General features: G+C 52.6%; 20 protein-coding genes. 11 read left to right on the forward strand and 9 right to left on the reverse strand.

Annotation, left to right across the window (positions count from 1 at the left end):
* Positions 1-251 precede the first annotated feature (251 nt).
* The 6 genes from topA (at position 252) to acnA (ending at position 7752) form a co-directional block, all read left to right on the forward strand.
* Positions 252-2849 carry a type I DNA topoisomerase gene (gene topA, locus ACQ3G7_RS11915; RefSeq protein WP_430889945.1) on the forward strand — a complete coding sequence of 866 codons (2598 nt, stop codon included), beginning with the start codon at positions 252-254 and terminating at the stop codon, positions 2847-2849.
* Between the two features lie 182 nt (positions 2850-3031).
* A complete protein-coding gene (gene cysB, locus ACQ3G7_RS11920) occupies positions 3032-4006 on the forward strand; it encodes an HTH-type transcriptional regulator CysB (RefSeq protein WP_088237632.1) in 975 nt (324 codons plus the stop codon).
* A 317-nt stretch (positions 4007-4323) separates the two neighbouring features.
* Positions 4324-4485 carry a YmiA family putative membrane protein gene (locus ACQ3G7_RS11925; RefSeq protein WP_082794169.1) on the forward strand — a complete coding sequence of 54 codons (162 nt, stop codon included), beginning with the start codon at positions 4324-4326 and terminating at the stop codon, positions 4483-4485.
* Between the two features lies 1 nt (position 4486).
* Positions 4487-4657 (forward strand): YciX family protein, encoded by a 171-nt coding sequence (locus ACQ3G7_RS24785; RefSeq protein ID WP_496353754.1) that lies wholly within the window; start codon positions 4487-4489, stop codon positions 4655-4657.
* 136 nt (positions 4658-4793) lie between these two features.
* Entirely contained in the window at positions 4794-4892 is a 99-nt protein-coding gene (ymiC, locus tag ACQ3G7_RS11930) for a small membrane protein YmiC (protein WP_430889946.1), read from the forward strand.
* Between the two features lie 184 nt (positions 4893-5076).
* Positions 5077-7752 carry an aconitate hydratase AcnA gene (gene acnA / locus ACQ3G7_RS11935; RefSeq protein WP_430889947.1) on the forward strand — a complete coding sequence of 892 codons (2676 nt, stop codon included), beginning with the start codon at positions 5077-5079 and terminating at the stop codon, positions 7750-7752.
* 48 nt (positions 7753-7800) lie between these two features.
* Here acnA and ribA read toward each other — a convergent pair whose 3' ends face one another.
* Positions 7801-8388, reverse strand: a complete 588-nt coding sequence (gene ribA / locus ACQ3G7_RS11940) for a GTP cyclohydrolase II (RefSeq protein WP_061496194.1) — start codon at positions 8386-8388, stop codon at positions 7801-7803.
* Between the two features lie 196 nt (positions 8389-8584).
* Between ribA and pgpB the strand changes: the two genes are divergently transcribed.
* The 5 genes from pgpB to yciH all read left to right on the forward strand — a co-directional run bounded on the left by pgpB (position 8585) and on the right by yciH (position 12228).
* Positions 8585-9349: a phosphatidylglycerophosphatase B gene (pgpB, locus tag ACQ3G7_RS11945; RefSeq protein WP_430889948.1), complete on the forward strand. Its 765-nt coding sequence runs from the start codon at positions 8585-8587 to the stop codon at positions 9347-9349.
* A gap of 141 nt (positions 9350-9490) precedes the next feature.
* A complete protein-coding gene (locus ACQ3G7_RS11950; RefSeq protein ID WP_263100688.1) occupies positions 9491-9799 on the forward strand; it encodes a LapA family protein in 309 nt (102 codons plus the stop codon).
* 6 nt (positions 9800-9805) lie between these two features.
* A complete protein-coding gene (gene lapB / locus ACQ3G7_RS11955; RefSeq protein WP_430889949.1) occupies positions 9806-10975 on the forward strand; it encodes a lipopolysaccharide assembly protein LapB in 1170 nt (389 codons plus the stop codon).
* Positions 10976-11164: 189 nt separating this feature from the next.
* Entirely contained in the window at positions 11165-11902 is a 738-nt protein-coding gene (gene pyrF, locus ACQ3G7_RS11960; protein ID WP_430889950.1) for an orotidine-5'-phosphate decarboxylase, read from the forward strand.
* Positions 11902-12228, forward strand: coding sequence for a stress response translation initiation inhibitor YciH (yciH, locus tag ACQ3G7_RS11965; protein WP_430889951.1), 327 nt, complete (start codon positions 11902-11904; stop codon positions 12226-12228). The genes pyrF and yciH overlap by 1 nt, the downstream gene beginning before the upstream one ends.
* Positions 12229-12337: 109 nt before the next feature.
* Here the strand turns inward: yciH and osmB are convergent, their stop codons facing one another.
* The 8 genes from osmB to sapF all read right to left on the reverse strand — a co-directional run bounded on the left by osmB (position 12338) and on the right by sapF (position 21554).
* On the reverse strand, positions 12338-12556 hold the full coding sequence (gene osmB, locus ACQ3G7_RS11970; protein WP_430890132.1) for an osmotically-inducible lipoprotein OsmB: 219 nt from the start codon (positions 12554-12556) through the stop codon (positions 12338-12340).
* A 257-nt stretch (positions 12557-12813) separates the two neighbouring features.
* Positions 12814-13572 carry a DNA-binding transcriptional regulator YciT gene (yciT, locus tag ACQ3G7_RS11975; protein ID WP_263100692.1) on the reverse strand — a complete coding sequence of 253 codons (759 nt, stop codon included), beginning with the start codon at positions 13570-13572 and terminating at the stop codon, positions 12814-12816.
* 92 nt (positions 13573-13664) lie between these two features.
* Positions 13665-13847 (reverse strand): protein YciZ/DeoL, encoded by a 183-nt coding sequence (gene yciZ / locus ACQ3G7_RS11980; protein WP_061496180.1) that lies wholly within the window; start codon positions 13845-13847, stop codon positions 13665-13667.
* A gap of 282 nt (positions 13848-14129) precedes the next feature.
* Entirely contained in the window at positions 14130-16121 is a 1992-nt protein-coding gene (pdeR, locus tag ACQ3G7_RS11985; RefSeq protein WP_430889952.1) for a cyclic di-GMP phosphodiesterase, read from the reverse strand.
* A 306-nt stretch (positions 16122-16427) separates the two neighbouring features.
* Positions 16428-18362, reverse strand: coding sequence for an exoribonuclease II (locus ACQ3G7_RS11990; RefSeq protein WP_430889953.1), 1935 nt, complete (start codon positions 18360-18362; stop codon positions 16428-16430).
* Positions 18363-18498: 136 nt separating this feature from the next.
* Positions 18499-19656, reverse strand: a complete 1158-nt coding sequence (locus ACQ3G7_RS11995; protein WP_430889954.1) for a CMD domain-containing protein — start codon at positions 19654-19656, stop codon at positions 18499-18501.
* Positions 19657-19836: 180 nt separating this feature from the next.
* Complete coding sequence (fabI, locus tag ACQ3G7_RS12000; protein WP_263100696.1) at positions 19837-20625, reverse strand: enoyl-ACP reductase FabI; 789 nt, start codon at positions 20623-20625, stop codon at positions 19837-19839.
* Between the two features lie 122 nt (positions 20626-20747).
* A complete protein-coding gene (gene sapF / locus ACQ3G7_RS12005; RefSeq protein WP_263100697.1) occupies positions 20748-21554 on the reverse strand; it encodes a putrescine export ABC transporter ATP-binding protein SapF in 807 nt (268 codons plus the stop codon).
* Position 21555 lies beyond the last annotated feature (1 nt).

Below are 21555 nucleotides of genomic sequence, written 5' to 3' on the forward strand. Positions count from 1 at the left end.
TACAGTGTGACGCTTTCGTCAATCTGGCAACAGATTTGCTTGACATTCGACCGCAACATCGTCGTGCACCATCGCCATCAGGTTAAAAAGCCTGTCAGGTCAGTCACATAAACGCTTTGTTTAACGCGCCTGACTCAGCGTTGGGGTTGATATCCTGCGACGGCGCCGCTATATCTGTGAGGCGCTCCGGCAGGGGGTGTGAAGCAAAGTGCGATGTATTGCTGGAAGAATTTAATTAGGTAAAGGTGAATATGGGTAAAGCTCTCGTTATCGTTGAGTCCCCGGCAAAAGCCAAAACGATCAATAAATATCTGGGTAATGATTACGTGGTTAAGTCCAGCGTAGGTCATATCCGTGATTTGCCGACCAGTGGCTCAGCACCTAAAAAGAGCGCAGACTCAGCCTCCACCAAAACGGCTAAGAAGCCTAAAAAGGATGAACGTGGCGCTCTTGTCAATCGCATGGGGATCGACCCATGGCATAACTGGGAAGCGCAGTACGAAGTGCTTCCGGGTAAAGAAAAGGTCGTTTCCGAACTGAAATCCCTGGCGGAAAAAGCCGACCACATCTATCTCGCAACCGACCTTGACCGCGAAGGGGAAGCCATTGCATGGCACCTGCGGGAAGTGATCGGGGGTGATGAAAAGCGCTACAGCCGCGTTGTATTTAACGAAATTACCAAAAATGCTATTCGTCAGGCGTTTGAAACGCCAGGCGAACTCAACATCGACCGTGTCAATGCGCAGCAGGCGCGCCGTTTTATGGATCGTGTTGTGGGCTATATGGTTTCTCCGCTGTTGTGGAAGAAAATCGCCCGCGGTCTGTCGGCCGGTCGTGTGCAATCCGTTGCTGTGCGTCTGGTGGTTGAACGCGAGCGCGAGATCAAAGCCTTTGTCCCGGAAGAGTTCTGGGAAGTTGACGCGACGACGGCGACGCCGGGTGGTGATTCACTGCCATTGCAGGTCACGCACGAGGGTGATAAAGCGTTCCGTCCGGTAAATCGCGAACAGACCATGGCAGCCGTAAGCCTGCTGGAAAAAGCGCGCTATACCGTACTCGAAAGAGAAGATAAACCGACCAGCAGTAAGCCTGGCGCACCATTTATCACCTCTACACTGCAACAAGCGGCAAGCACGCGTCTTGGTTTTGGCGTGAAGAAAACCATGATGATGGCGCAGCGTCTGTATGAAGCAGGTTACATCACCTATATGCGTACCGACTCCACCAACCTGAGTCAGGACGCGGTGAGCATGGTGCGCAGCTATATTACGGACAATTTCGGCAAAAAATACCTGCCGGAACATGCCAACCAGTACGCCAGCAAAGAGAACTCTCAGGAAGCACACGAAGCGATTCGTCCTTCCGACGTCGGTGTCCTGGCGGAATCCCTGAAAGATATGGAAACCGATGCGCAGAAGCTTTATCAACTGATCTGGCGACAGTTTGTGGCCTGTCAGATGACGCCTGCGCAGTATGACTCCACCACGCTGACCGTGGGGGCGGGCAATTTCCGCCTGAAAGCCCGCGGCCGCATTTTGCGCTTCGATGGCTGGACGAAAGTGATGCCTGCGCTGCGTAAAGGCGATGAAGATCGCACGTTGCCGGCAGTGAATAAAGGCGACGAATTGTCGCTTGTCGAACTGACGCCTGCGCAGCACTTTACCAAACCGCCTGCGCGCTTTAGTGAAGCGTCTCTGGTAAAAGAGCTGGAAAAACGCGGTATCGGTCGCCCGTCCACCTACGCGTCAATCATTTCGACGATCCAGGATCGCGGCTATGTGCGCGTTGAAAACCGTCGTTTTTATGCTGAGAAAATGGGTGAAATCGTCACCGATCGCCTGGAAGAAAATTTCCGCGAACTGATGAATTACGACTTCACCGCTCAGATGGAAGACAGTCTGGACCGTGTAGCCAATCATGAAGCGGAATGGCGCAAAGTGCTGGACAGCTTCTTTGGCGACTTCTCCCGTCAGCTTGAACAGGCGGAACAGGATCCGGAAACCGGCGGTATGCGTCCGAATCAGATGGTGCTGACCAGCATCGACTGTCCGACCTGCGGTCGCAAAATGGGTATCCGTACTGCCAGCACCGGTGTATTCCTTGGCTGTTCTGGCTATGCATTGCCGCCGAAAGAGCGCTGCAAAACCACCATTAACCTGGTGCCGGAAAACGAAGTCCTGAACGTGCTGGAAGGCGATGATGCTGAAACCAACGCCTTACGTGCCAAACGTCGCTGCCAGAAATGCGGCACGGCGATGGACAGCTACCTGATCGATCCGAAGCGTAAACTGCATGTCTGTGGTAACAACCCAACCTGCGATGGCTACGAAATCGAAGAGGGCGAGTTCCGCATTAAAGGCTATGACGGCCCGATTGTTGAATGTGAGAAATGTGGTTCTGAAATGCACCTGAAGATGGGGCGTTTCGGTAAATACATGGCTTGCACCAATGATGAGTGTAAAAACACGCGTAAAATTCTGCGCAATGGCGAAGTTGCGCCGCCGAAGGAAGATCCGGTGCCGCTGCCAGAGCTGGAGTGTGAAAAATCGGATGCGTATTTCGTGCTGCGCGATGGTGCGGCTGGGGTGTTCCTTGCTGCGAATACCTTCCCGAAATCACGTGAAACCCGTGCGCCGTTGGTAGAAGAGCTGTTCCGCTTCCGCGATCGTCTGCCGGAGAAACTGCGCTATCTGGCCGATGCGCCGCAGCAGGATCCTGAAGGCAACAAGACAATTGTGCGTTTTAGCCGGAAAACGAAGCAGCAGTACGTTGCCTCGGAAAAAGACGGTAAAGCAACGGGATGGTCTGCGTTTTATATCGACAATAAATGGACTGAAGCTAAAAAGTAATAAATTTCAGTCACATACCCTCCAAAAGGCCGGCTATCCGGCCTTTTTTATTCCTCCATTATTATTCTTTGTTCGCTGCTATACACAGATGCTATAAATGATATAGTGGTTATAGCTATCTGCTTTTTTATTATGAAATCGTATTAAGCGATTACCCGTTTGCGTACTCCGGATGGTCTGTTATGAAATTACAACAGCTTCGTTATATCGTTGAGGTGGTGAATCACAATCTCAACGTCTCTTCAACGGCGGAAGGGCTTTACACCTCTCAGCCGGGTATCAGTAAGCAAGTCCGCATGCTGGAAGATGAACTTGGCATACAAATTTTTGCCCGCAGCGGCAAGCATCTTACTCAGGTCACCCCCGCAGGGCAGGAAATCATCCGTATTGCGCGTGAGGTGTTGTCCAAAGTCGACGCGATCAAATCGGTGGCAGGGGAACACACATGGCCGGATAAAGGCTCGCTGTATGTTGCGACCACGCATACACAGGCACGTTATGCGTTGCCTGGAGTGATAAAAGGCTTTATTGAGCGCTATCCCCGGGTGTCGTTGCATATGCATCAGGGGTCGCCGACACAAATTGCCGAGGCCGTTTCTAAAGGCAATGCGGACTTTGCGATTGCCACTGAAGCGCTGCATTTATATGACGATTTGGTGATGTTGCCATGCTATCACTGGAACCGTTCGATTGTGGTGACGCCCGATCATCCGCTGGCTGCCAGGCAGTCGGTGAGCATTGAAGAACTGGCGCAATATCCATTAGTGACCTATACCTTTGGTTTCACCGGTCGTTCTGAACTGGATACTGCCTTCAATCGCGCCGGTTTAACACCGCGAATTGTCTTCACCGCCACAGATGCAGACGTTATCAAAACTTATGTAAGGCTGGGGCTTGGCGTGGGTGTGATTGCCAGTATGGCCGTCGATCCGGTATCGGATCCTGACCTCGTGAAACTGGATGCGCACGAGATTTTCAGTCATAGCACGACCAAAATCGGCTTCCGCCGTAGCACCTTCTTACGCAGCTATATGTATGATTTTATTCAACGCTTTGCGCCGCATTTAACGCGTGATGTTGTCGATACTGCTGTTGCATTGCGTTCTAACGAAGATATAGAAGCAATGTTTAAAGATATTAAGTTGCCACAGAAATAATGACGAAGGGTATCTTCGGTATTGAAAAGATACGCTTAACTCTGCCCAAAGTTAAATTAGAATTATCATCATCTAATTTCTCAATCACCCGCACGGGTGATTGAGCTCACAATGCTAAGCCCGCACTGTCGCTAATTTGTGACAAAAATAGAAACTAAATTGCAGCTCTGCAAATTTCTCACTTCAATTATTTATTTCGGGTCAAAAGATTAAATCTTTCTTTGGAAATGGTGAGTAAATTCACTGGATTTTCGGCTAAAGTTCTTTTAGGATTTGTCTCAACCCATGATTAATTTTACCGATTGTTGGTGTTCAAAATGATAAGTGATGTCGATTGTACGAGGTTAGCAATGCCATCAGGAAGTGAAGAGCCGCAAAGGGACCCTGAGCTTAAGCGTAAAGCCTGGCTGGCGGTATTTCTTGGCTCTGCCGCATTTTGGGCAGTCGTTGCGTTATTGATCTGGAAATTCTGGGGTTAAAATGGCAATAGCAGGCCGATTCGAACCAGTGAAACATGTATGTCAACTTCATGACACGCCTACAAAAGCGAAAAAGAAACCTGTGACCACTATTCCTGCTTCATGGAAACTGTCGCCGCAGCAACAAGCTTTTATAGACGCCTTTGCAGAAGACACGACCAGGAAACAATAAATATATCATCAGAATAAACAGGGAGAATTATCTCTTTATTCTATGAATGGTCTTTTGTACTCATTGATTAATACACGGCATAAATGAATTGAGTAGTAACTCAGTTTTAATGAATAGATTTTCTGGTAATAGATTCATGCATAATGGTTACGGAATGAAATATTGGTCGTGGATGGGTGCGTTTTCTGTTTCTGTCCTTTTCTGGAGTGAGCTCGTTTGGATGTTCCTCCAGTAATCAAGTAATCTCCTGAAAAACCTCGCATCTGCGAGGTTTTTTTATTTCTGCTCCTGCCGTCCGCTTTTGCCGTATGTGGCAATTTGGGTTGTTATCAAAACGTTACGATAAGTTTGTGTTATCTTTAATTACAGACCCTGAAGACTATCAGGGCTTCCCAATCCCTGTGATTAAGGAGGAGCATATGTCGTCGACCCTACGCGAAGCCAGCAAGGATACATTGCAGGCAGAGAATAAAACCTGGCGCTACTACAGCCTGCCGCTGGCCGCAAAGGAACTTGGGGATATCTCGCGATTACCCAAGTCACTCAAAGTGTTACTCGAGAACCTCCTGCGCTGGCAGGATGATGATTCCGTAACGGAAGAAGATATTCGTGCTCTGGCGGGATGGTTGAAAACGGCCCATGCTGACCGTGAAATTGCCTATCGTCCGGCAAGGGTGTTAATGCAGGATTTTACTGGCGTGCCCGCCGTTGTGGATTTGGCGGCCATGCGTGAAGCGGTAAAACGCCTGGGGGGCGATACGGCGAAAGTGAACCCGCTTTCACCCGTCGATTTAGTGATTGACCATTCCGTGACTGTCGACCATTTCGGTGACGACGAAGCATTTGAAGAAAACGTGCGTCTTGAAATGGAACGTAATCATGAACGCTATGTTTTTCTGCGCTGGGGCCAGCAGGCATTCAGCCGTTTCAGCGTGGTACCGCCCGGCACCGGCATTTGTCACCAGGTTAATCTCGAGTATCTCGGCAAAGCCGTGTGGAGCGAATTACAGGACAAAGAGTGGGTCGCTTACCCGGATACGCTGGTCGGCACTGACTCACACACCACCATGATCAATGGTCTCGGCGTGCTTGGCTGGGGCGTGGGCGGCATCGAAGCGGAAGCTGCGATGCTTGGCCAGCCTGTTTCAATGCTGATCCCGGATGTTGTGGGCTTCAAACTGAACGGCAAATTACGTGAAGGGATTACCGCGACGGACCTGGTGCTTACCGTGACGCAGATGCTGCGTAAGCACGGTGTCGTCGGTAAGTTTGTTGAATTTTATGGCGATGGTCTGGACGCGTTACCGCTTGCGGATCGGGCAACTATCGCCAATATGGCGCCGGAATATGGCGCAACCTGCGGCTTTTTCCCCATCGATGGCGTGACGCTGGAATATATGCGGCTTAGCGGGCGCAGCGAAGAGCAGGTTGCGCTGGTTGAAGCGTATGCGAAAGCGCAAGGGATGTGGCGCAACCCAGGGGATGAGCCGGTGTTTACCAGCACACTGGAACTGAATATGCAGGATGTTGAGGCAAGTCTGGCGGGCCCCAAACGCCCGCAGGATCGCGTTGCACTCAGCGATGTTCCTAAAGCCTTTGCTGCCAGTTCCGAACTGGAACTGAACACCGCGCAAAAAGATCGGAAACCAGTCGATTATGTCCTGAACGGTCACCAATATCAGTTGCCGGATGGCGCGGTTGTCATCGCTGCCATTACCTCGTGCACCAACACATCAAACCCCAGCGTACTGATGGCTGCCGGTTTGCTGGCAAAAAAAGCGGTAACCCTCGGGTTGAAACGCCAGCCGTGGGTAAAAGCATCACTGGCACCGGGATCGAAAGTGGTCTCTGACTACCTCGCGCAAGCGCATTTAACACCGTATCTTGATGAGCTTGGCTTTAACCTGGTTGGCTACGGGTGCACCACCTGTATCGGTAATTCCGGTCCGCTGCCGGAGCCGATTGAACAGGCTATTCGCCAGGGGGATCTTACGGTGGGGGCGGTACTTTCCGGTAACCGTAATTTTGAAGGGCGCATTCATCCACTGGTCAAAACAAACTGGCTGGCATCACCGCCGTTGGTGGTGGCGTACGCGCTGGCCGGGAATATGAATATTAATCTGGCTACCGATCCGTTGGGGCACGATCGCAAAGGTGACCCGGTCTATCTGAAAGATATCTGGCCATCCAGCCTGGAGATTGCCCGGGCGGTTGAGCAGGTTTCGACAGAGATGTTCCGCAAGGAGTATGCCGAAGTCTTTGAAGGTACGCCGGAGTGGAAGGCGATTGAGGTTGAACGCTCGGACACCTACGGCTGGCAGAGCGACTCAACGTATATTCGTCTTTCGCCCTTTTTTGACGATATGGGGGCGCAACCTGAACCGGTCAAGGACATTCACGGTGCGCGGATCTTGGCCATGCTGGGGGATTCGGTGACCACCGATCATATTTCGCCGGCAGGCAGTATCAAAGCGGATAGCCCGGCAGGGCGCTACCTGCAAAGTCATGGCGTGGAGCGGCGCGACTTTAACTCCTACGGTTCCCGGCGTGGCAACCATGAAGTGATGATGCGTGGTACGTTCGCCAATATCCGTATCCGTAATGAAATGGTGCCGGGTGTGGAAGGCGGTATGACACGCCATCTGCCGGGGAGCGAGGTTGTGTCGATTTATGACGCCGCAATGCGCTACCAGCAAGAGGGAACGCCTCTGGCAGTGATCGCCGGTAAAGAGTATGGCTCGGGTTCCAGCCGCGACTGGGCGGCAAAAGGGCCGCGCCTGCTGGGTGTCCGGGTGGTGATTGCCGAGTCGTTCGAACGCATCCACCGCTCGAACCTGATTGGTATGGGGATCCTGCCTCTGGAATTTCCGCAAGGGGTGACGCGTAAAACGCTGGGACTAACCGGTGAGGAGAAACTCGACATCGTAGATCTGAGTGATATTCAGCCCGGCGCTGCATTACCTGTGACGCTGACCCGGGAGGATGGCTCACAAGAGGTGTTGCAGTGCCGATGCCGGATTGATACATCAACCGAACTGACGTACTACCGCAATGATGGGATCCTGCATTACGTGATACGCAATATGCTGAACTGAACAAAAAGGCCTGCAGATGCAGGCCTTTTTTACGCTGTTTGTTACACACTACTTCAGCAGGTGGCCCATTTTCTCGGCCTTGGTGTCGAGGTAATGGGCATTTTTCGGGTTACGTCCAACAATCAACGGCACGCGCTCAACAATATTGATGCCTGCTTCGGTGAGGATTTCAACTTTGCGCGGGTTGTTGGTCAGCAGACGCACTTCATCGACACCCAGGAGTTTGAACATATCAGCGCACAGGGTGAAGTCGCGCTCGTCGGCGGCAAAACCAAGCTGATGGTTTGCTTCCACGGTATCGTAGCCCTGATCCTGTAACGCATAGGCGCGGATTTTATTCAGCAGGCCGATGTTACGACCCTCCTGACGATGATAGAGCAGCACGCCGCGGCCCTCTTCGGCAATATGGTTCAATGCTGCTTCAAGCTGGAAACCGCAATCACAACGCAAGCTGAAAAGCGCGTCTCCCGTCAGACACTCCGAATGCACACGCGCAAGAACGGGCAACTGCCCGGAAATATCACCAAAGACAAGGGCCACGTGATCCTGCCCGGTTGCCAGTTCTTCAAAACCCACCATCAGGAAGTCGCCCCAGGGGGTAGGCAGTTTGGCTTCTGCCACTCGTTTAAGCTGCATGTGAATCTCCGGATTATGTTGGCGCACTGCGCACCTGTAGCCTGTTGGCCTTCTGTATAAACGTATTTTGCCACAATGCCCGCATCATCGCCTACTTGTGACCAACATATTGCAGCATAAGCGCACGAATACGTTGGTTCCTGCGGGAATGCCATTTTTCAGTTATGATTGTGACGCTTACATGAAAGGAGAAGACATGCTGTCAATTGCAAAACGAACAACGGCGGGGGCGGCGATTTTACTGATTATGCCGCTGGCAGTGTGGATCTCCGGCTGGAACTGGGAACCTGGTCAGTCGAACGCGTGGTTGCATTTTCTGTTCTGGATAACCGAAACGGTTACGCAACCTTGGGGGATAATCACCCATGGGGTGCTTTGCGCGTGGTTTCTCTGGTGCCTTCGTTTTCGCCTGAAGCCTGCGCTAATGTTGTTTGCCATTCTCGGCTGCGCAATTTTGCTGGGGCAGGGCGTGAAATCGTTCGTTAAGGAGCGAGTCCAGGAGCCACGTCCTTTTGTTATGTGGCTGGAAAAAACGCAAAATATTCAGGTTGATGAGTTCTATGCTCTAAAACGTAAAGCCAGAGGGGAATGGGTGAAAAGTCAGCTCTCCAGCCAGCATGATATTCCGGCATTTTTACGCAAACATTGGCAAAAAGAGACCGGTTTTGCCTTTCCGTCCGGGCATACCATGTTTGCGGCCAGTTGGGCCTTGTTGGGTGTTGGGCTGTTATGGCCGCGCAGACGCACCTGGACCATCGCGATTTTACTGGTGTGGGCAACAGGCGTAATGGGGAGCCGTTTACTCTTGGGGATGCACTGGCCGCGTGATTTAGTGGTGGCGACACTGATATCCTGGCTACTGGTGACGGTGGCAACCTGGCTGGCGCAGCGCCTCTGTGGGCCTTTAACACCGCCGGTTGAAGAAGTGCAGGAAATCGTCGAGCGGGACCAGGAACCTTGATTTTCGTAGGTTAGCCCCCAAATCAGAATTTAACGTCACGCATTACCATTTCGCGCCGGGCGCTAAAATGGTAGTTTATAGGGCTGGTTACTCGCAGTTGCCCATATATTCATCGCTCGGAACCACATAACGGGATGTAATGTGAAATATTTACTCATTTTCTTACTGGTGTTAGCGATTTTTGTCGTCTCGATTACGCTGGGTGCGCAAAACGATCAGCAAGTGACGTTCAACTATTTGCTCGCCCAGGGCGAATACCGCATCTCTACGCTGCTGGCAGTGCTGTTTGCTGCTGGGTTCGCGATCGGCTGGCTGATTTGTGGCCTGTTCTGGCTGCGTGTACGCGTTTCTCTTGCGCGCGCCGAGCGTAAAATCAAACGTCTTGAGCATCAGCTTATCCCTGCGACAGATGTTCCGGCTGCTACCGGCGCACCGGCAGTGAAGGAATAATATTCTATGCTGGAGTTGTTGTTTCTGCTGTTACCTGTCGCCGCTGCCTATGGCTGGTATATGGGGCGCAGAAATGCTCAACAGACAAAGCAGGATGAGGCGAACCGGCTGTCACGTGAATACGTCGCCGGGGTTAACCTTTTACTGAGCAACCAACAGGACAAAGCGGTCGACCTGTTCCTCGATATGTTGAAAGAGGACACCGGCACCGTTGAAGCGCATCTCACGCTGGGGAATTTGTTCCGTTCGCGCGGCGAAGTCGATCGCGCTATCCGTATTCACCAGACGCTGATGGAAAGCGCATCGTTATCTTATGATCAGCGTTTGCTGGCGGTGCAACAGCTTGGCCGTGATTATATGGCGGCCGGGATGTACGATCGCGCCGAAGATATGTTTAACCAACTGGTGGATGAAACCGATTTTCGCGTTAGCGCATTGCAGCAGCTATTGCAGATTTATCAGGCGACCAGCGACTGGCAGAAGGCCATCGATGTTGCTGAGCGACTGGTAAAATTAGGGAAAGATAAACAACGCACAGAAATTGCCCATTTTTACTGCGAATTAGCGTTGCAGCAAATGGGCAATGACGATATGGACAGAGCGATGGCGCTGCTGAAAAAAGGCGCCGCCGCCGATCGCGATAGCCCGCGCGTCTCCATCATGATGGGGCGGGTATTTATGGCCAGCGGGGATTACGCTAAAGCTGCCGACAATCTGTTACGCGTCATTGATCAGGATAAAGAACTGGTCAGCGAAACGCTGGAGATGCTGCAAACTTGCTACCAGCAATTGGGTAAAAATGATGAGTGGGCGGCATTTTTGCAGCGGTGTGTGGAAGAGAATACCGGTGCAACCGCGGAACTGATGCTGGCGGAGATTAAGGAACGACGCGAAGGCCCGGACGCGGCGCAGTTGTATGTAACGCATCAGCTTCAGCGTCACCCGACGATGCGCGTCTTCCATAAGCTGATGGATTACCACCTGAATGAAGCGGAAGAAGGGCGGGCAAAAGAGAGTCTGGCCGTGCTGCGTGAAATGGTTGGCGAGCAGATTCGCAGTAAGCCGCGTTATCGCTGCCATAAATGCGGCTTTACCGCTTTTACCATGTACTGGCATTGTCCATCCTGCCGCGCCTGGTCGACGGTGAAACCGATTCGCGGCCTCGACGGGCAGTAATTTTTTAAAAGTCCGCATTTTAGTTACAACATACTCATCTGTTTGATTCTATCAATGCGGCAACTGTGCCATTTCATTGTCTGGCAGGACTGAAATGGCCGCTGTCATTTACAACCCTGCGCAGGTAGAATGCTCGCCGTTTATTCATTTTGCGCCTGAGCGGGTGCCCTCATTTCAGAAGGTCTGATCATGACGTCTACTGCTTTCCCGACTTCCCGTGCTGTTACTGCTTCCCCGGTTGTCGTGGCTCTCGATTATGATAACCGTGACAAAGCCCTGGCGTTTGTCGACCGTATTGACCCTCGCGACTGCCGACTGAAAGTAGGCAAAGAGATGTTCACTCTGTTCGGGCCGCAACTGGTTCGCGAGTTACAACAGCGTGGTTTCGATATTTTCCTCGACCTGAAATTCCACGATATTCCTAACACCACGGCGCACGCAGTGAAAGCTGCCGCCGATCTGGGCGTATGGATGGTGAATGTTCATGCGTCTGGCGGCGCGCGCATGATGACCGCAGCAAAAGAAGCCTTGTTATCATTTGGCAAAGACGCGCCGCTGCTGATCGCGGTGACGGTATTAACCAGTATGGAAGCCAGTGACTTACTCGATCTTGGCATTCAGGCCACGCCCGCCGAACATGCTGAGCGGCTGGCAAGACTGACCCAGCAATGTGGTCTGGATGGCGTGGTGTGTTCCGCGCAGGAAGCGGTGCACTTTAAAAGCGTGTTGGGCCATGATTTTAAACTGGTCACGCCAGGTATCCGTCCGCAGGGAAGTGACGCCGGTGATCAGCGCCGTATTATGACCCCGGAACAGGCGCTGGCAGCGGGTGTAGACTATATGGTTATTGGTCGCCCGGTTACGCAATCCGCCGATCCGGCGCAAACCCTGAAAGCGATCAACACCGCGTTAGGTAAGGGGGCATAATGCGTGATGATAATAGTCGTCTGGTGTACTCGACAGAAACCGGGCGCATTGATGAGCCGAAAACGCAACCGGCCCGTCCTAAAGGCGATGGCATTGTGCGCATTCAGCGTCAAACCAGCGGGCGCAAAGGAAAAGGCGTGTGCCTGATTACCGGCATTGATGAAGATGATGAGTCGCTGGGTAAGCTGGCGGCAGAATTAAAGAAAAAATGCGGGTGTGGCGGGGCAGTCAAAGATGGCGTGATCGAGATACAGGGTGACAAACGTGATTTACTTAAGTCATTACTCGAAGCCAAAGGAATGAAAGTCAAACTTGCTGGTGGATAAAACAGAAAAGCCGTGGCAATGAACCACGGCTTTATTTTTATACCGGATAAAACTCAGACCTGAAAAGAAAGTATCGTTATTTTGCTGTAGTCGCCGTGTCGCTCACCAATTACTTACCAATCTGGTGGCCAATGATCCCACCGACAGCCGCGCCGCCCAGCGTACCGAGCGTACTACCGTCAGTCAGCACCGCACCGCCTAGCGCGCCCGCACCCGCACCGATGGCGGTATTACGATCGCGTTTAGACCAGTGACCACAGGCGCTCAGGGACATTGCCAGGGTAACTGCCAGTACTGCAGCGGCCATTTTTTTGCTTGTTAACATCATCATACTTTCTCCTGAATAATCGATTCACGGAAAGATATTCTCTTTAAGTATAGTCTTTGGGGGCTGCCTTAAAGCCATTCCGTGAAACCTTGCTGCGCAGGTGTAATACAATCACGTAAGTGATAGTCACTTCCTGTTATATCGCTAATATCAATTTTACGCCGCGGCTCGTTACAGGACAGGTAAATAGTCTTAATCACCAGGTCGGAATACTCTCAGATAAGAGGGGGTTAGCCCGCTTTCACGGGCTGAGGAATTTAGCGGATCGCGCCAGGTGCGACGATGTCGACAATCAGACCCGCTTGTTGCAGTTGGAGGTGGGCTTCGGCAGCGAGATGACTGTCGGTGATCACCCGCTGGAAGCGCGCAATCGGACCGAGGGTGTAAGGGTGTACTGCGCCGAACTTCGAGCTGTCTGTCAGGACAATGGCATCGCTGCCTTTTTCCAGCACGGCGTTAACAACATCGGTGCGCATCATATCGCGCCCGGTAAACCCCGTTTCCGGCAGCCAGCCATCAATACCGATAAACGCCTTACTGAAATGCACTTGCTGAATGTACTGACGCGTCAGCGGGCCCACCATACTTTCGCTTTTTTTCTGGTAAATGCCGCCGAGCAGAATCACTTCGGAAAGGGAATCTTTCAGCAAATGCGCAATATAGCTGCTGACCGTGATAATGGTGATATCTCGCTGCTCGCCAAGTTTACGCGCCAGCAGGGCATTACTGCTGCCATTCTCAATAAACACCGTTTCTCCCGGACTCACCAGCGAGGCGGCGAAGTCCGCCAGCTCCCGTTTTACGGTGTAATTATTCATCATGCGCGTTTCAACGTCGTCGCTGTCCAGCGGTACAGCAAAACCATGCATACGGCGCAGATAGCTCTGTTTTTCCAGCGTGTTCAGATCCTGGCGAATAGTGACTTCAGAGACACCGGTCATTCGCGCAAGATCCGCAACGCTGATCCGGCCTTTATCGATGACCGTCTGTAAAATAAGTTGTTGTCGGGAATTCATAGCCACAAATTTCTGATTGTTCGTCGAGAGGATGAAATCGCCATAACGGGCATCGCTTTCCTGGCTACCGCGTGATGGCGAAAGGAAGAAATTCAAATTTCCCAGGGCGTCTTAGGTGCACCGGAAGAAGACGTTTTGTCATTGTTGTCGGGATCTAATAATTCCGCTTTGAGAATTTCCAGGTTGCGAATGGCGGATTGATAATCCCCGGCAACCAGAATATCCAGCACGGTATCGATCCGGCTGGCAAGTTGCTTCACATCGATGTCTGCCATACCTTCACCTTAAAATCGAAAAATGAATAAATTCAATGATGCAGAAAACAGTGTAAAAAGAGAAGGGTAAAAAGCGAAATCTCAAAAACTTATAAGCACTCATTATATATTCGATAAGTGACATGCAGTCACCTGCGAGGGGATTAGGTTTGCACTCTTTGAAAGCAATGACGGTTATCAACCACGCTACGTACAAACTGTTTACTGATGATGAGCGCGTGATGAAACTTTCCTGCTCGCAGTCGCAAAACCGGCATGTCTCAACCGTTTCAGTCAAGCCAGTCAGGGCGTTTTTCGCGCCAGATAGCGCTTAAACCAGCGCTCGAATGCGGCAGCGGGCATGGGCTTAGCAAATAAAAATCCCTGCCGCTCGTTGACGCCGTTTTTGGTCAGAAAGGCGTCTTCTTTTGCACTCTCCACACCTTCAGCAATCACCTGCAGATTAAGCGCTTGCGCCACAGCGACAATCGCCCGCACCAGCGACTGGGATATCGGCTGTTTATGAATATCACGTACAAACGATTGATCGAGTTTGATGGCATCAAGGGGAAAACGCGCGAGTTGCGACAGAGACGAATAGCCCGTACCAAAATCGTCGAGGTGAACCTGTGCCCCCAGTTCGCTGAACTGATTAATTACCGACAGGGCGAGTTCTTCATTCTCAATCAGGCAGCTCTCCGTCAGCTCCACATCAATCGGGCAATAATCGAAGTTAACATCTTTCAGCGCCTGCTTAAGGTCGCTAAAAATCGACTGATCGGCCAGTTGACGCGCTGAGACATTCACCGCCACGCGCAAATGAATGCCTTTGTCTCGCCATTCCGCTACCTGGCGCACAACGTCAAGCATCACCCAGCGTCCTAACGGCACAATCAAACCAGACTCTTCGGCATAAGCGATAAAGTCCAGCGGCGGGATCAACCCGCGCTCGGGAGATTGCCAACGTACCAGTGCTTCGAGGCTACGAACTTCGCCGCGCCAGGTGATTTTCGGTTGATAGTGGATGACCAGTTGATTTTTTTCGAGTGCTTTGCGCAGGTTGGTATCGAGCCAGAGGTATTCAAATACCCGTTGGTTCATTTCCGGCGAGAAGACACAGAATTTACCGCGCCCGCTCTCCTTGGCGGTATACATGGCCGTGTCGGCATTACGGATCAGGCTTTCACGGTCGTTGCCGTGCTGTGGGGCAAGTGAAATCCCCAGCGAACACCCACTGTAAATCTCGATTAAGCCGATGCGAAAAGGTTGGCGTAAACGTGTCAGGATCCGCGATGCCATAGCCTCCAGCACGCTTTGAGATGTGTCGGTCGCCAGTATGATAAATTCATCGCCGCCAAACCGTGCCAGCACTTGCCCTTCATCAAGACAACTTAAAATTGTCAATGCCACGGCCTGCAACAGCTGATCGCCGAACATATGGCCATAGGCGTCGTTCACTTTCTTAAAGTTATCCAGGTCCAAATAGACGATGCCAACCTGTGTATCACCACGATGGGCAATAGCATCGCTGATGCGTTCCTGAATCGCATTGCGATTAGGTAAACCGGTCACGGTATCGGTGTTGGCTAAGAGGCGTAAGCGCTCCTGGGCATGGCGCTCTTCCGTAATATCCGTGCCGGAGCAGATAAGAAATATTTCGTTCTTACCGCTACCGCTATGGACGAATCTATTGCGGAACAGAAACAGGCGTTGTCCTTTGCGGGTTTTGATCCAGCGTTCGACTTCGTAGGGACCACCATTATGAAAAAAAGACGCGATACTGCGTTTCGATGCGGCTGCTTCACTACGACTCATGAATAATTTAAAGACGTTTTGCCCAATCACCTCTTGCTCTTTCATACCCGTGTATTCTTCGCTAAGGCGATTAAAACGCTGGATGTTGCCGCGACGATCGAGGATCACGATCACGGAGTTGGCTTCAGAGACCACTTGCTCAGCAAAAGAGAGCCCCTGCACCAGGTCACGGGCGACCGATTGGGTGTCATGCCACGCGGAGGCGCTGCCTGCCCACGCTTTGCGGCTGATTTTGCGTCCAACAAGATGTACCGACACGGCTTCGCCATACAAGACGATATTCAGGGTCAGGCTGGAGGTGATCACCGTCATTTCACGGATCTGTTCAGCCTGAGCATCGCTTAATGCCACCACCAGGCTGGCATCGGAACCTTCGTCCGGGGAAAAGTGCAGGGCGTTGCTATTGGCAGTCAATCGCCAGAACGGGCTGTTAGATCCCAGATAACGAAACAGCAAATTTTCTTCCTGTTCGTCTTTCATGTTCTCTCCCAATCCACGTGAAAGCGCAACCGGTACTCATTTAGCGATGGAGAACCACCTGTTAAAGACGGGGGAAACAGGCAAGAGCGTGTTGTTTCTTGTTATGTTGCACCGCGAAAACGCGTCTGTCAGTCAACCTGTCTGAAGGTTGCTAATCGCTTAAATACGCAGTGAACGCACAGTTGCCTGTGTTGTTATTGTGGTCGTTTTTGCAGATTTGTGTGAGGGAGGAGAAAAAAAATGCGTGGCGTATCGCAATCAAAAAAAGCGCCTTCCGGGTCAGAAAGGCGCTATGTAACGATGCCGTTAGATGGCAGGGCGGGCGATAACGCTGCGGGTTTCCATCCGGACTTCCGCAATGGTGACATCAATAACGTCAGTCACTTTGAATGCGGTTTCGCCTTTGATTTGCACGGTACCGCTCTCCTGGCTGCACACCAGTTCATCACGTACAGCATGAATAAACGGCGCCGGAATAAATGCGACCGCGCCATTATCCACCAGACGAACACGCATGCCGCCGCGGCTGACATCGATAATTTCCGCAGAGAACCGGGTATCGGTGCCGGCTTTGTTCTGCAGGAAGCGGGCATACAGCCAGTCGCCGACATCGCGCTCCGCCATGCGGTTAAGACGACGGCGCTCAGCCATTTGCACGGTTGTGTCATCCTGCGGGCGTTTTGGCGTTTCACCTTTAATAATGGCTTTCAGCAGACGATGGTTAACCATATCGCCATATTTACGAATCGGCGAGGTCCAGGTCGCGTAGGCTTCCAGACCCAGACCAAAGTGCGGGCCCGGTTCGATGCTGATCTCAGCAAAGGACTGGAAGCGGCGAATACGGCTATCAAGGAAGCCCGACGGCTGTGCATCCAGTTCGCGGCGCAGTTTACAGAAACCGTCCAGCGTCAGCACTTCTTCTGCATCAACATGCATGCCGTGCGTTTTCAGCATGGCCGCCAGTTGTTCGCTGTTAGCCGGGTCAAAGCCCATATGCACGTTGTAAATACCGAAGCCCAGCTTGTCGCGTAATACACGGGCGGCACAGATGTTGGCGGCGATCATCGACTCTTCAACGATACGGTTAGCCACGCGGCGCGGTTCCGCCACGATATCCAGCACTTCGCCTTTTTCGCCGAGGACAAAACGGTAATCCGGACGATCTTTAAACACCAGTGCGTGCGTTTGACGCCACCCAGCACGGAGCTGGCTTACGCGGTGCAGCAAACGGATTTGCGCAGCAATGGCGTCGCTCGGTGGCTGCCATTCACCGCTGTTTTCAAGCCAGTCGGAGACATCGTCATAGGCCAGTTTGGCTTTTGATTCGATGGTTGCGGCAAAGAATTCAATATTGCTGTCGATGGCGCCTTCGCTGTCCAGCGTCATACGGCACACCAGCGCCGGGCGAACTTCATTCGCGCGCAGGGAGCAGAGATCGTCAGACAGTTCGCGCGGCAGCATCGGGATATTAAAGCCCGGCAGGTAGTTGGTGAAGGCACGAATTTTAGCCGCGTCATCCAGCTTGCTGCCTTCGGCGATCCAGGCTGTCGGGTCGGCGATGGCAACCGTCAGTTGCAGTTTTCCGTCGCTTGTTTCTTCAACGTACAGCGCATCATCCATATCTTCAGTGCTGGCGCTGTCGATAGTGACGAAATCCAGTGCGGTAAGATCCACACGCTGCAAACCGTCATCCAGCATTTCGGTAGCAACGCCGTTCGGCGCTTCTTTTTCCAGATTGTGGCGTGCGAGCGTCACCCACCACGGTACAAAATGATCTTCTGCGAAGGTAATAAACTGCGTCAGCTCAGCGTAAAAACCGCGATCGCCTTTCAACGGATGGCGACGCATCTCGGCGACAGCCCAGTCGCCTTCTTTAAAATCGTGCTCAACGCCGCGGGCCGCGCGGCAGGGAATCGCGTCTTTCAGCAACGGATGGTCTGGCACGATAGAAAGACGGTCATCTTTCTTCTGCACTTTGCCGACAAAACGGGTGAGGAACGGTTCGACCAGTTCTTCAGGCTCTGCACTTTCGCGCTCTTTTTCACTGTGGATGACGGCAATGATCCGATCGCCATGCATCACTTTCTTCATTTGCGGCGGCGGAATGAAATAACTTTTTTGCGCATCGACTTCCAGAAAGCCAAAGCCTTTTTCCGTGCCTTTGACGACGCCTTCCGCACGCGGCGTCTGTGAGTGAAGTTGCTGTTTTAGCTGCGCAAGCAGCGGATTGTCCTGGAGCATAGTTATGTAGTTTCGTGGCCAAAAGAGCGGCTGACAGTTTTACGCGATTCTGCCTGTCGCAGCAAGCGCTCTTTCAGCAAAATCTGTACAGGCATAAGGGTAAGCTTACGCCACTGCGCCACACTCGCCGCGCATTTTACGCTGTCTGACCGAGCGCGATTTTCAGGCGGTTTAACCAGCCGCAGAGGGCGCACTCCGCCAGCAAGCTGACAACGGCGCGGCGGCTAAGATCCTGCTCAGTCATCAGCGAAAGTGACAGCGGGCTAAACCTGTCTGGCGTGCAGGTCAGCAACTGAACGGCCTGTATCAGCGCGCTTTCTTGCGCATTACCGGCGAACACGCGCTGTAACTCTCGCCCACCTTCACGCAGCGCCGATTCCCGTTGTGCACCGTCTTGCCAGCGACGTAACTGCTCAGCAAAACAGTGCTCGCTGCCATTAATCCGCGCAGTGTAAAGCGCCACCAATGCCGCGAGTTGCGCGTCGGGTCGCTGCTGCGCCACATGGTCTGTTATCTCGCCCAGCTCGTTAAGAATCAGGTGCTCGTGGGCCAGCAATGGCGCCAGTAACCGCAGCTCCGGTAAGGGTTGCCAGCGGGAAAGCGATTCCATTTGCGGGGCGCTGGCAATACGTAATTCCACCGGGTCGATACCGGCTTGCCACGGCGCTTCTGTCCGGGAAAAACGCTCCGCATCGGCTTCCTGCTGTGTATCCATACCCGGAATAAAACGCACCGGATGACCAAGAAGCGCCTGTAGCACAGCCACGATGCGGGCCTGGAAGGCAATAAACCCAATAATCTGATTGATCATCACCAGGTCGTACAACGACAGGCCCACTTCTTCGAGCTGCTGGCGCGCACGGGCGTCAATCACCGAGGGCGACGCCGCAAGTTGGCGGGCGTACTGGGTTATTTGCGCCAGTCGGTAGTTGCTTTCCCTTGATGAGTCCGGACCGGGTAACGGCGCAAGACGCGCAGCATAGTGGTTGCATAAACGCTGAACGCCAAATACCTGGGCGACGGTGAGCGCGGTACTGAGACGATCATAGGCGCTGAATGTCCGTAAGCGATTAACCGCTACCCGCTGAGGAAACAGCAATGAATAGAGTTTGCGTGCGGGGATAACGATGCTGTCGATGTCGGCTAACAGTTCATCCGGCAGAGTCAGATCGAGCAGGAAAGGGTCGTTTACAGTGGCCGCTTCGGGAACCAACGGTAGCGCGTGAGCCCGGCGGGCAGTTGACTGGGTTTCATGATACCAGTGGTTTTTGCCTGAAATCCGGCGTTGTTCCATGGTCGTTCCTTGGTCTGAAAGTGGCGATCCGGATACGACGTCAGGTCTGTTGCGCCGGATCTTTTTTGCTGCTTAATCCTGGCGTAAGGGGAGAGAGGGATGAAAGATTGTTAGGTGATAATAAATATCAGAATGGCATATCGAGGGAAAACGCCCCTTCAGAAGAAGGGGCGAGGGGCATTATTTGATTTCCAGCTCGTTCATGGCAGCGATGTTGAACCCGCCATCAACGTGAACCACTTCACCGGAGATGCCAGCAGAGAGGTCAGAGCACAGGAACGCAGCCGAGTTGCCCACATCTTCGATGGTCACCGTGCGGCGAATCGGGGTAACGGCTTCGCAATGCGCCAGCATTTTACGGAAGTCTTTGATACCGGAGGCCGCCAGCGTACGGATTGGGCCAGCGGAGATACCGTTAACGCGCACGCCTTCCGGACCCATCGCATTCGCCATATAGCGTACGTTGGCTTCCAGAGATGCTTTCGCCAGACCCATCACGTTGTAGTTCGGGATGGCGCGCTCAGCACCCAGATAGGAGAGGGTCAGCAGCGCAGAACCCGGATTCAGCATCTCGCGGCAAGCTTTTGCCAGCGCAACGAAGCTGTAGGAGCTGATGTCGTGAGCAATTTTAAAGCCTTCACGGGTAACAGCATTCACATAGTCGCCATCCAGCTGATCGCCCGGCGCAAAACCGATGGAGTGAACGAAACCGTCGAACTTCGGCCAGACTTTCGCCAGGTCAGTGAACAGGGCATCGATGCTTTCGTCTTTAGCAACGTCGCACTCCAGCACAATGCTGGAACCCAGCTGGGCGGCAAACTCTTCAACGCGGCCTTTCAGCTTGTCGTTCTGGTAGGTGAAAGCCAGCTCAGCGCCTTCGCGGTGCATAGCCTGCGCGATGCCGTATGCGATGGACAGTTTGCTGGCGACGCCAGTTACCAGAATGCGCTTACCGGAAAGAAAACCCATAGCTCTAATCCTTATATTCATTGTTGTGGCGATCGTCATCGTGTTCGGACGATCGTCGTTAAAACGCGGCGATTCTATCATGAGTCGCCGGATGAGTTAATCCGACCACTGAATCTATTGAATCAACGGTCTTTTCGCCATGCATCGGCTGTTAATGCCTCGCCAAAATGCCCGGCAATTAAGCGTTTTGTTAAATCATGCAGCGGGGACGCAAGCACATCGGCGGTACTGCCGCGCTCAACCACTTCGCCCTGGTGCATGACAAGAACCTGATCGCTGATATGTTTCATCATGCCAATGTGCTGGGTGACGTAAATATAAGAGATACCCTGTTTTTCCTGTAATTCCAGCATCAGATTGATTAACTGCGAACGCATCGACATATCCAGCGATGCCAGCGCTTCGTCCGCAATAATCACTTTGGGGCGCAGGATCAGCGCCCGCGCCAGCCCCAGACGCTGTTTCTGTCCTGGCGCCAGCATATGCGGATAGTAGCTCACATGATCCGGCAACAGTCCGACCATGCGCAGTGTTTCCAGAATGCGCTTGCGCCGCGCATCAGGGTCGAGATCGGTGTTCAGACGCAGCGGAAAATCCAGGATTTGCGAAAGACGCTGACGTGGGTTCAGCGATGTTGTCGGATCCTGAAAAATCATACGAATATGCTGGCTGCGAAACGTATAATCCCCGTAATGCAACGGTTTGTCGTCAATCACCAGTTCGCCGGAGCTGGGCTCCACCATCCCTGCCAGCATTTTGGCCAGCGTCGATTTTCCGGAACCGTTCTCGCCGATAATGGCCAGCGTTTGCCGCTCCCGCAGCGTAAAACTCAACGGTTTCACGGCCTCCACGGTCTGACGGCGGAACCAGCCGGTGCGATAACGGAAGGTTTTGCTCAGATTGCGGACTTCAAGCAAGGTCTCGACCATC

Source organism: Kosakonia sp. N21 (assembly GCF_050587465.1).
Classification (GTDB): domain Bacteria; phylum Pseudomonadota; class Gammaproteobacteria; order Enterobacterales; family Enterobacteriaceae.

Bases quoted from the DNA above. Each gene is read 5' to 3' on its own strand.
- topA (WP_430889945.1), top strand. From the start codon at position 252: ATGGGTAAAGCTCTCGTTATCGTTGAGTCCCCGGCAAAAGCCAAAACG.
- cysB (WP_088237632.1), top strand. From the start codon at position 3,032: ATGAAATTACAACAGCTTCGTTATATCGTTGAGGTGGTGAATCACAAT.
- ACQ3G7_RS11925 (WP_082794169.1), top strand. From the start codon at position 4,324: ATGATAAGTGATGTCGATTGTACGAGGTTAGCAATGCCATCAGGAAGT.
- ACQ3G7_RS24785 (WP_496353754.1), top strand. From the start codon at position 4,487: ATGGCAATAGCAGGCCGATTCGAACCAGTGAAACATGTATGTCAACTT.
- ymiC (WP_430889946.1), top strand. From the start codon at position 4,794: ATGCATAATGGTTACGGAATGAAATATTGGTCGTGGATGGGTGCGTTT.
- acnA (WP_430889947.1), top strand. From the start codon at position 5,077: ATGTCGTCGACCCTACGCGAAGCCAGCAAGGATACATTGCAGGCAGAG.
- ribA (WP_061496194.1), bottom strand. From the start codon at position 8,388: ATGCAGCTTAAACGAGTGGCAGAAGCCAAACTGCCTACCCCCTGGGGC.
- pgpB (WP_430889948.1), top strand. From the start codon at position 8,585: ATGCTGTCAATTGCAAAACGAACAACGGCGGGGGCGGCGATTTTACTG.
- lapB (WP_430889949.1), top strand. From the start codon at position 9,806: ATGCTGGAGTTGTTGTTTCTGCTGTTACCTGTCGCCGCTGCCTATGGC.
- pyrF (WP_430889950.1), top strand. From the start codon at position 11,165: ATGACGTCTACTGCTTTCCCGACTTCCCGTGCTGTTACTGCTTCCCCG.
- yciH (WP_430889951.1), top strand. From the start codon at position 11,902: ATGCGTGATGATAATAGTCGTCTGGTGTACTCGACAGAAACCGGGCGC.
- osmB (WP_430890132.1), bottom strand. From the start codon at position 12,556: ATGATGTTAACAAGCAAAAAAATGGCCGCTGCAGTACTGGCAGTTACC.
- yciT (WP_263100692.1), bottom strand. From the start codon at position 13,572: ATGAATTCCCGACAACAACTTATTTTACAGACGGTCATCGATAAAGGC.
- yciZ (WP_061496180.1), bottom strand. From the start codon at position 13,847: ATGGCAGACATCGATGTGAAGCAACTTGCCAGCCGGATCGATACCGTG.
- pdeR (WP_430889952.1), bottom strand. From the start codon at position 16,121: ATGAAAGACGAACAGGAAGAAAATTTGCTGTTTCGTTATCTGGGATCT.
- ACQ3G7_RS11990 (WP_430889953.1), bottom strand. From the start codon at position 18,362: ATGCTCCAGGACAATCCGCTGCTTGCGCAGCTAAAACAGCAACTTCAC.
- ACQ3G7_RS11995 (WP_430889954.1), bottom strand. From the start codon at position 19,656: ATGGAACAACGCCGGATTTCAGGCAAAAACCACTGGTATCATGAAACC.
- fabI (WP_263100696.1), bottom strand. From the start codon at position 20,625: ATGGGTTTTCTTTCCGGTAAGCGCATTCTGGTAACTGGCGTCGCCAGC.
- sapF (WP_263100697.1), bottom strand. From the start codon at position 21,554: ATGGTCGAGACCTTGCTTGAAGTCCGCAATCTGAGCAAAACCTTCCGT.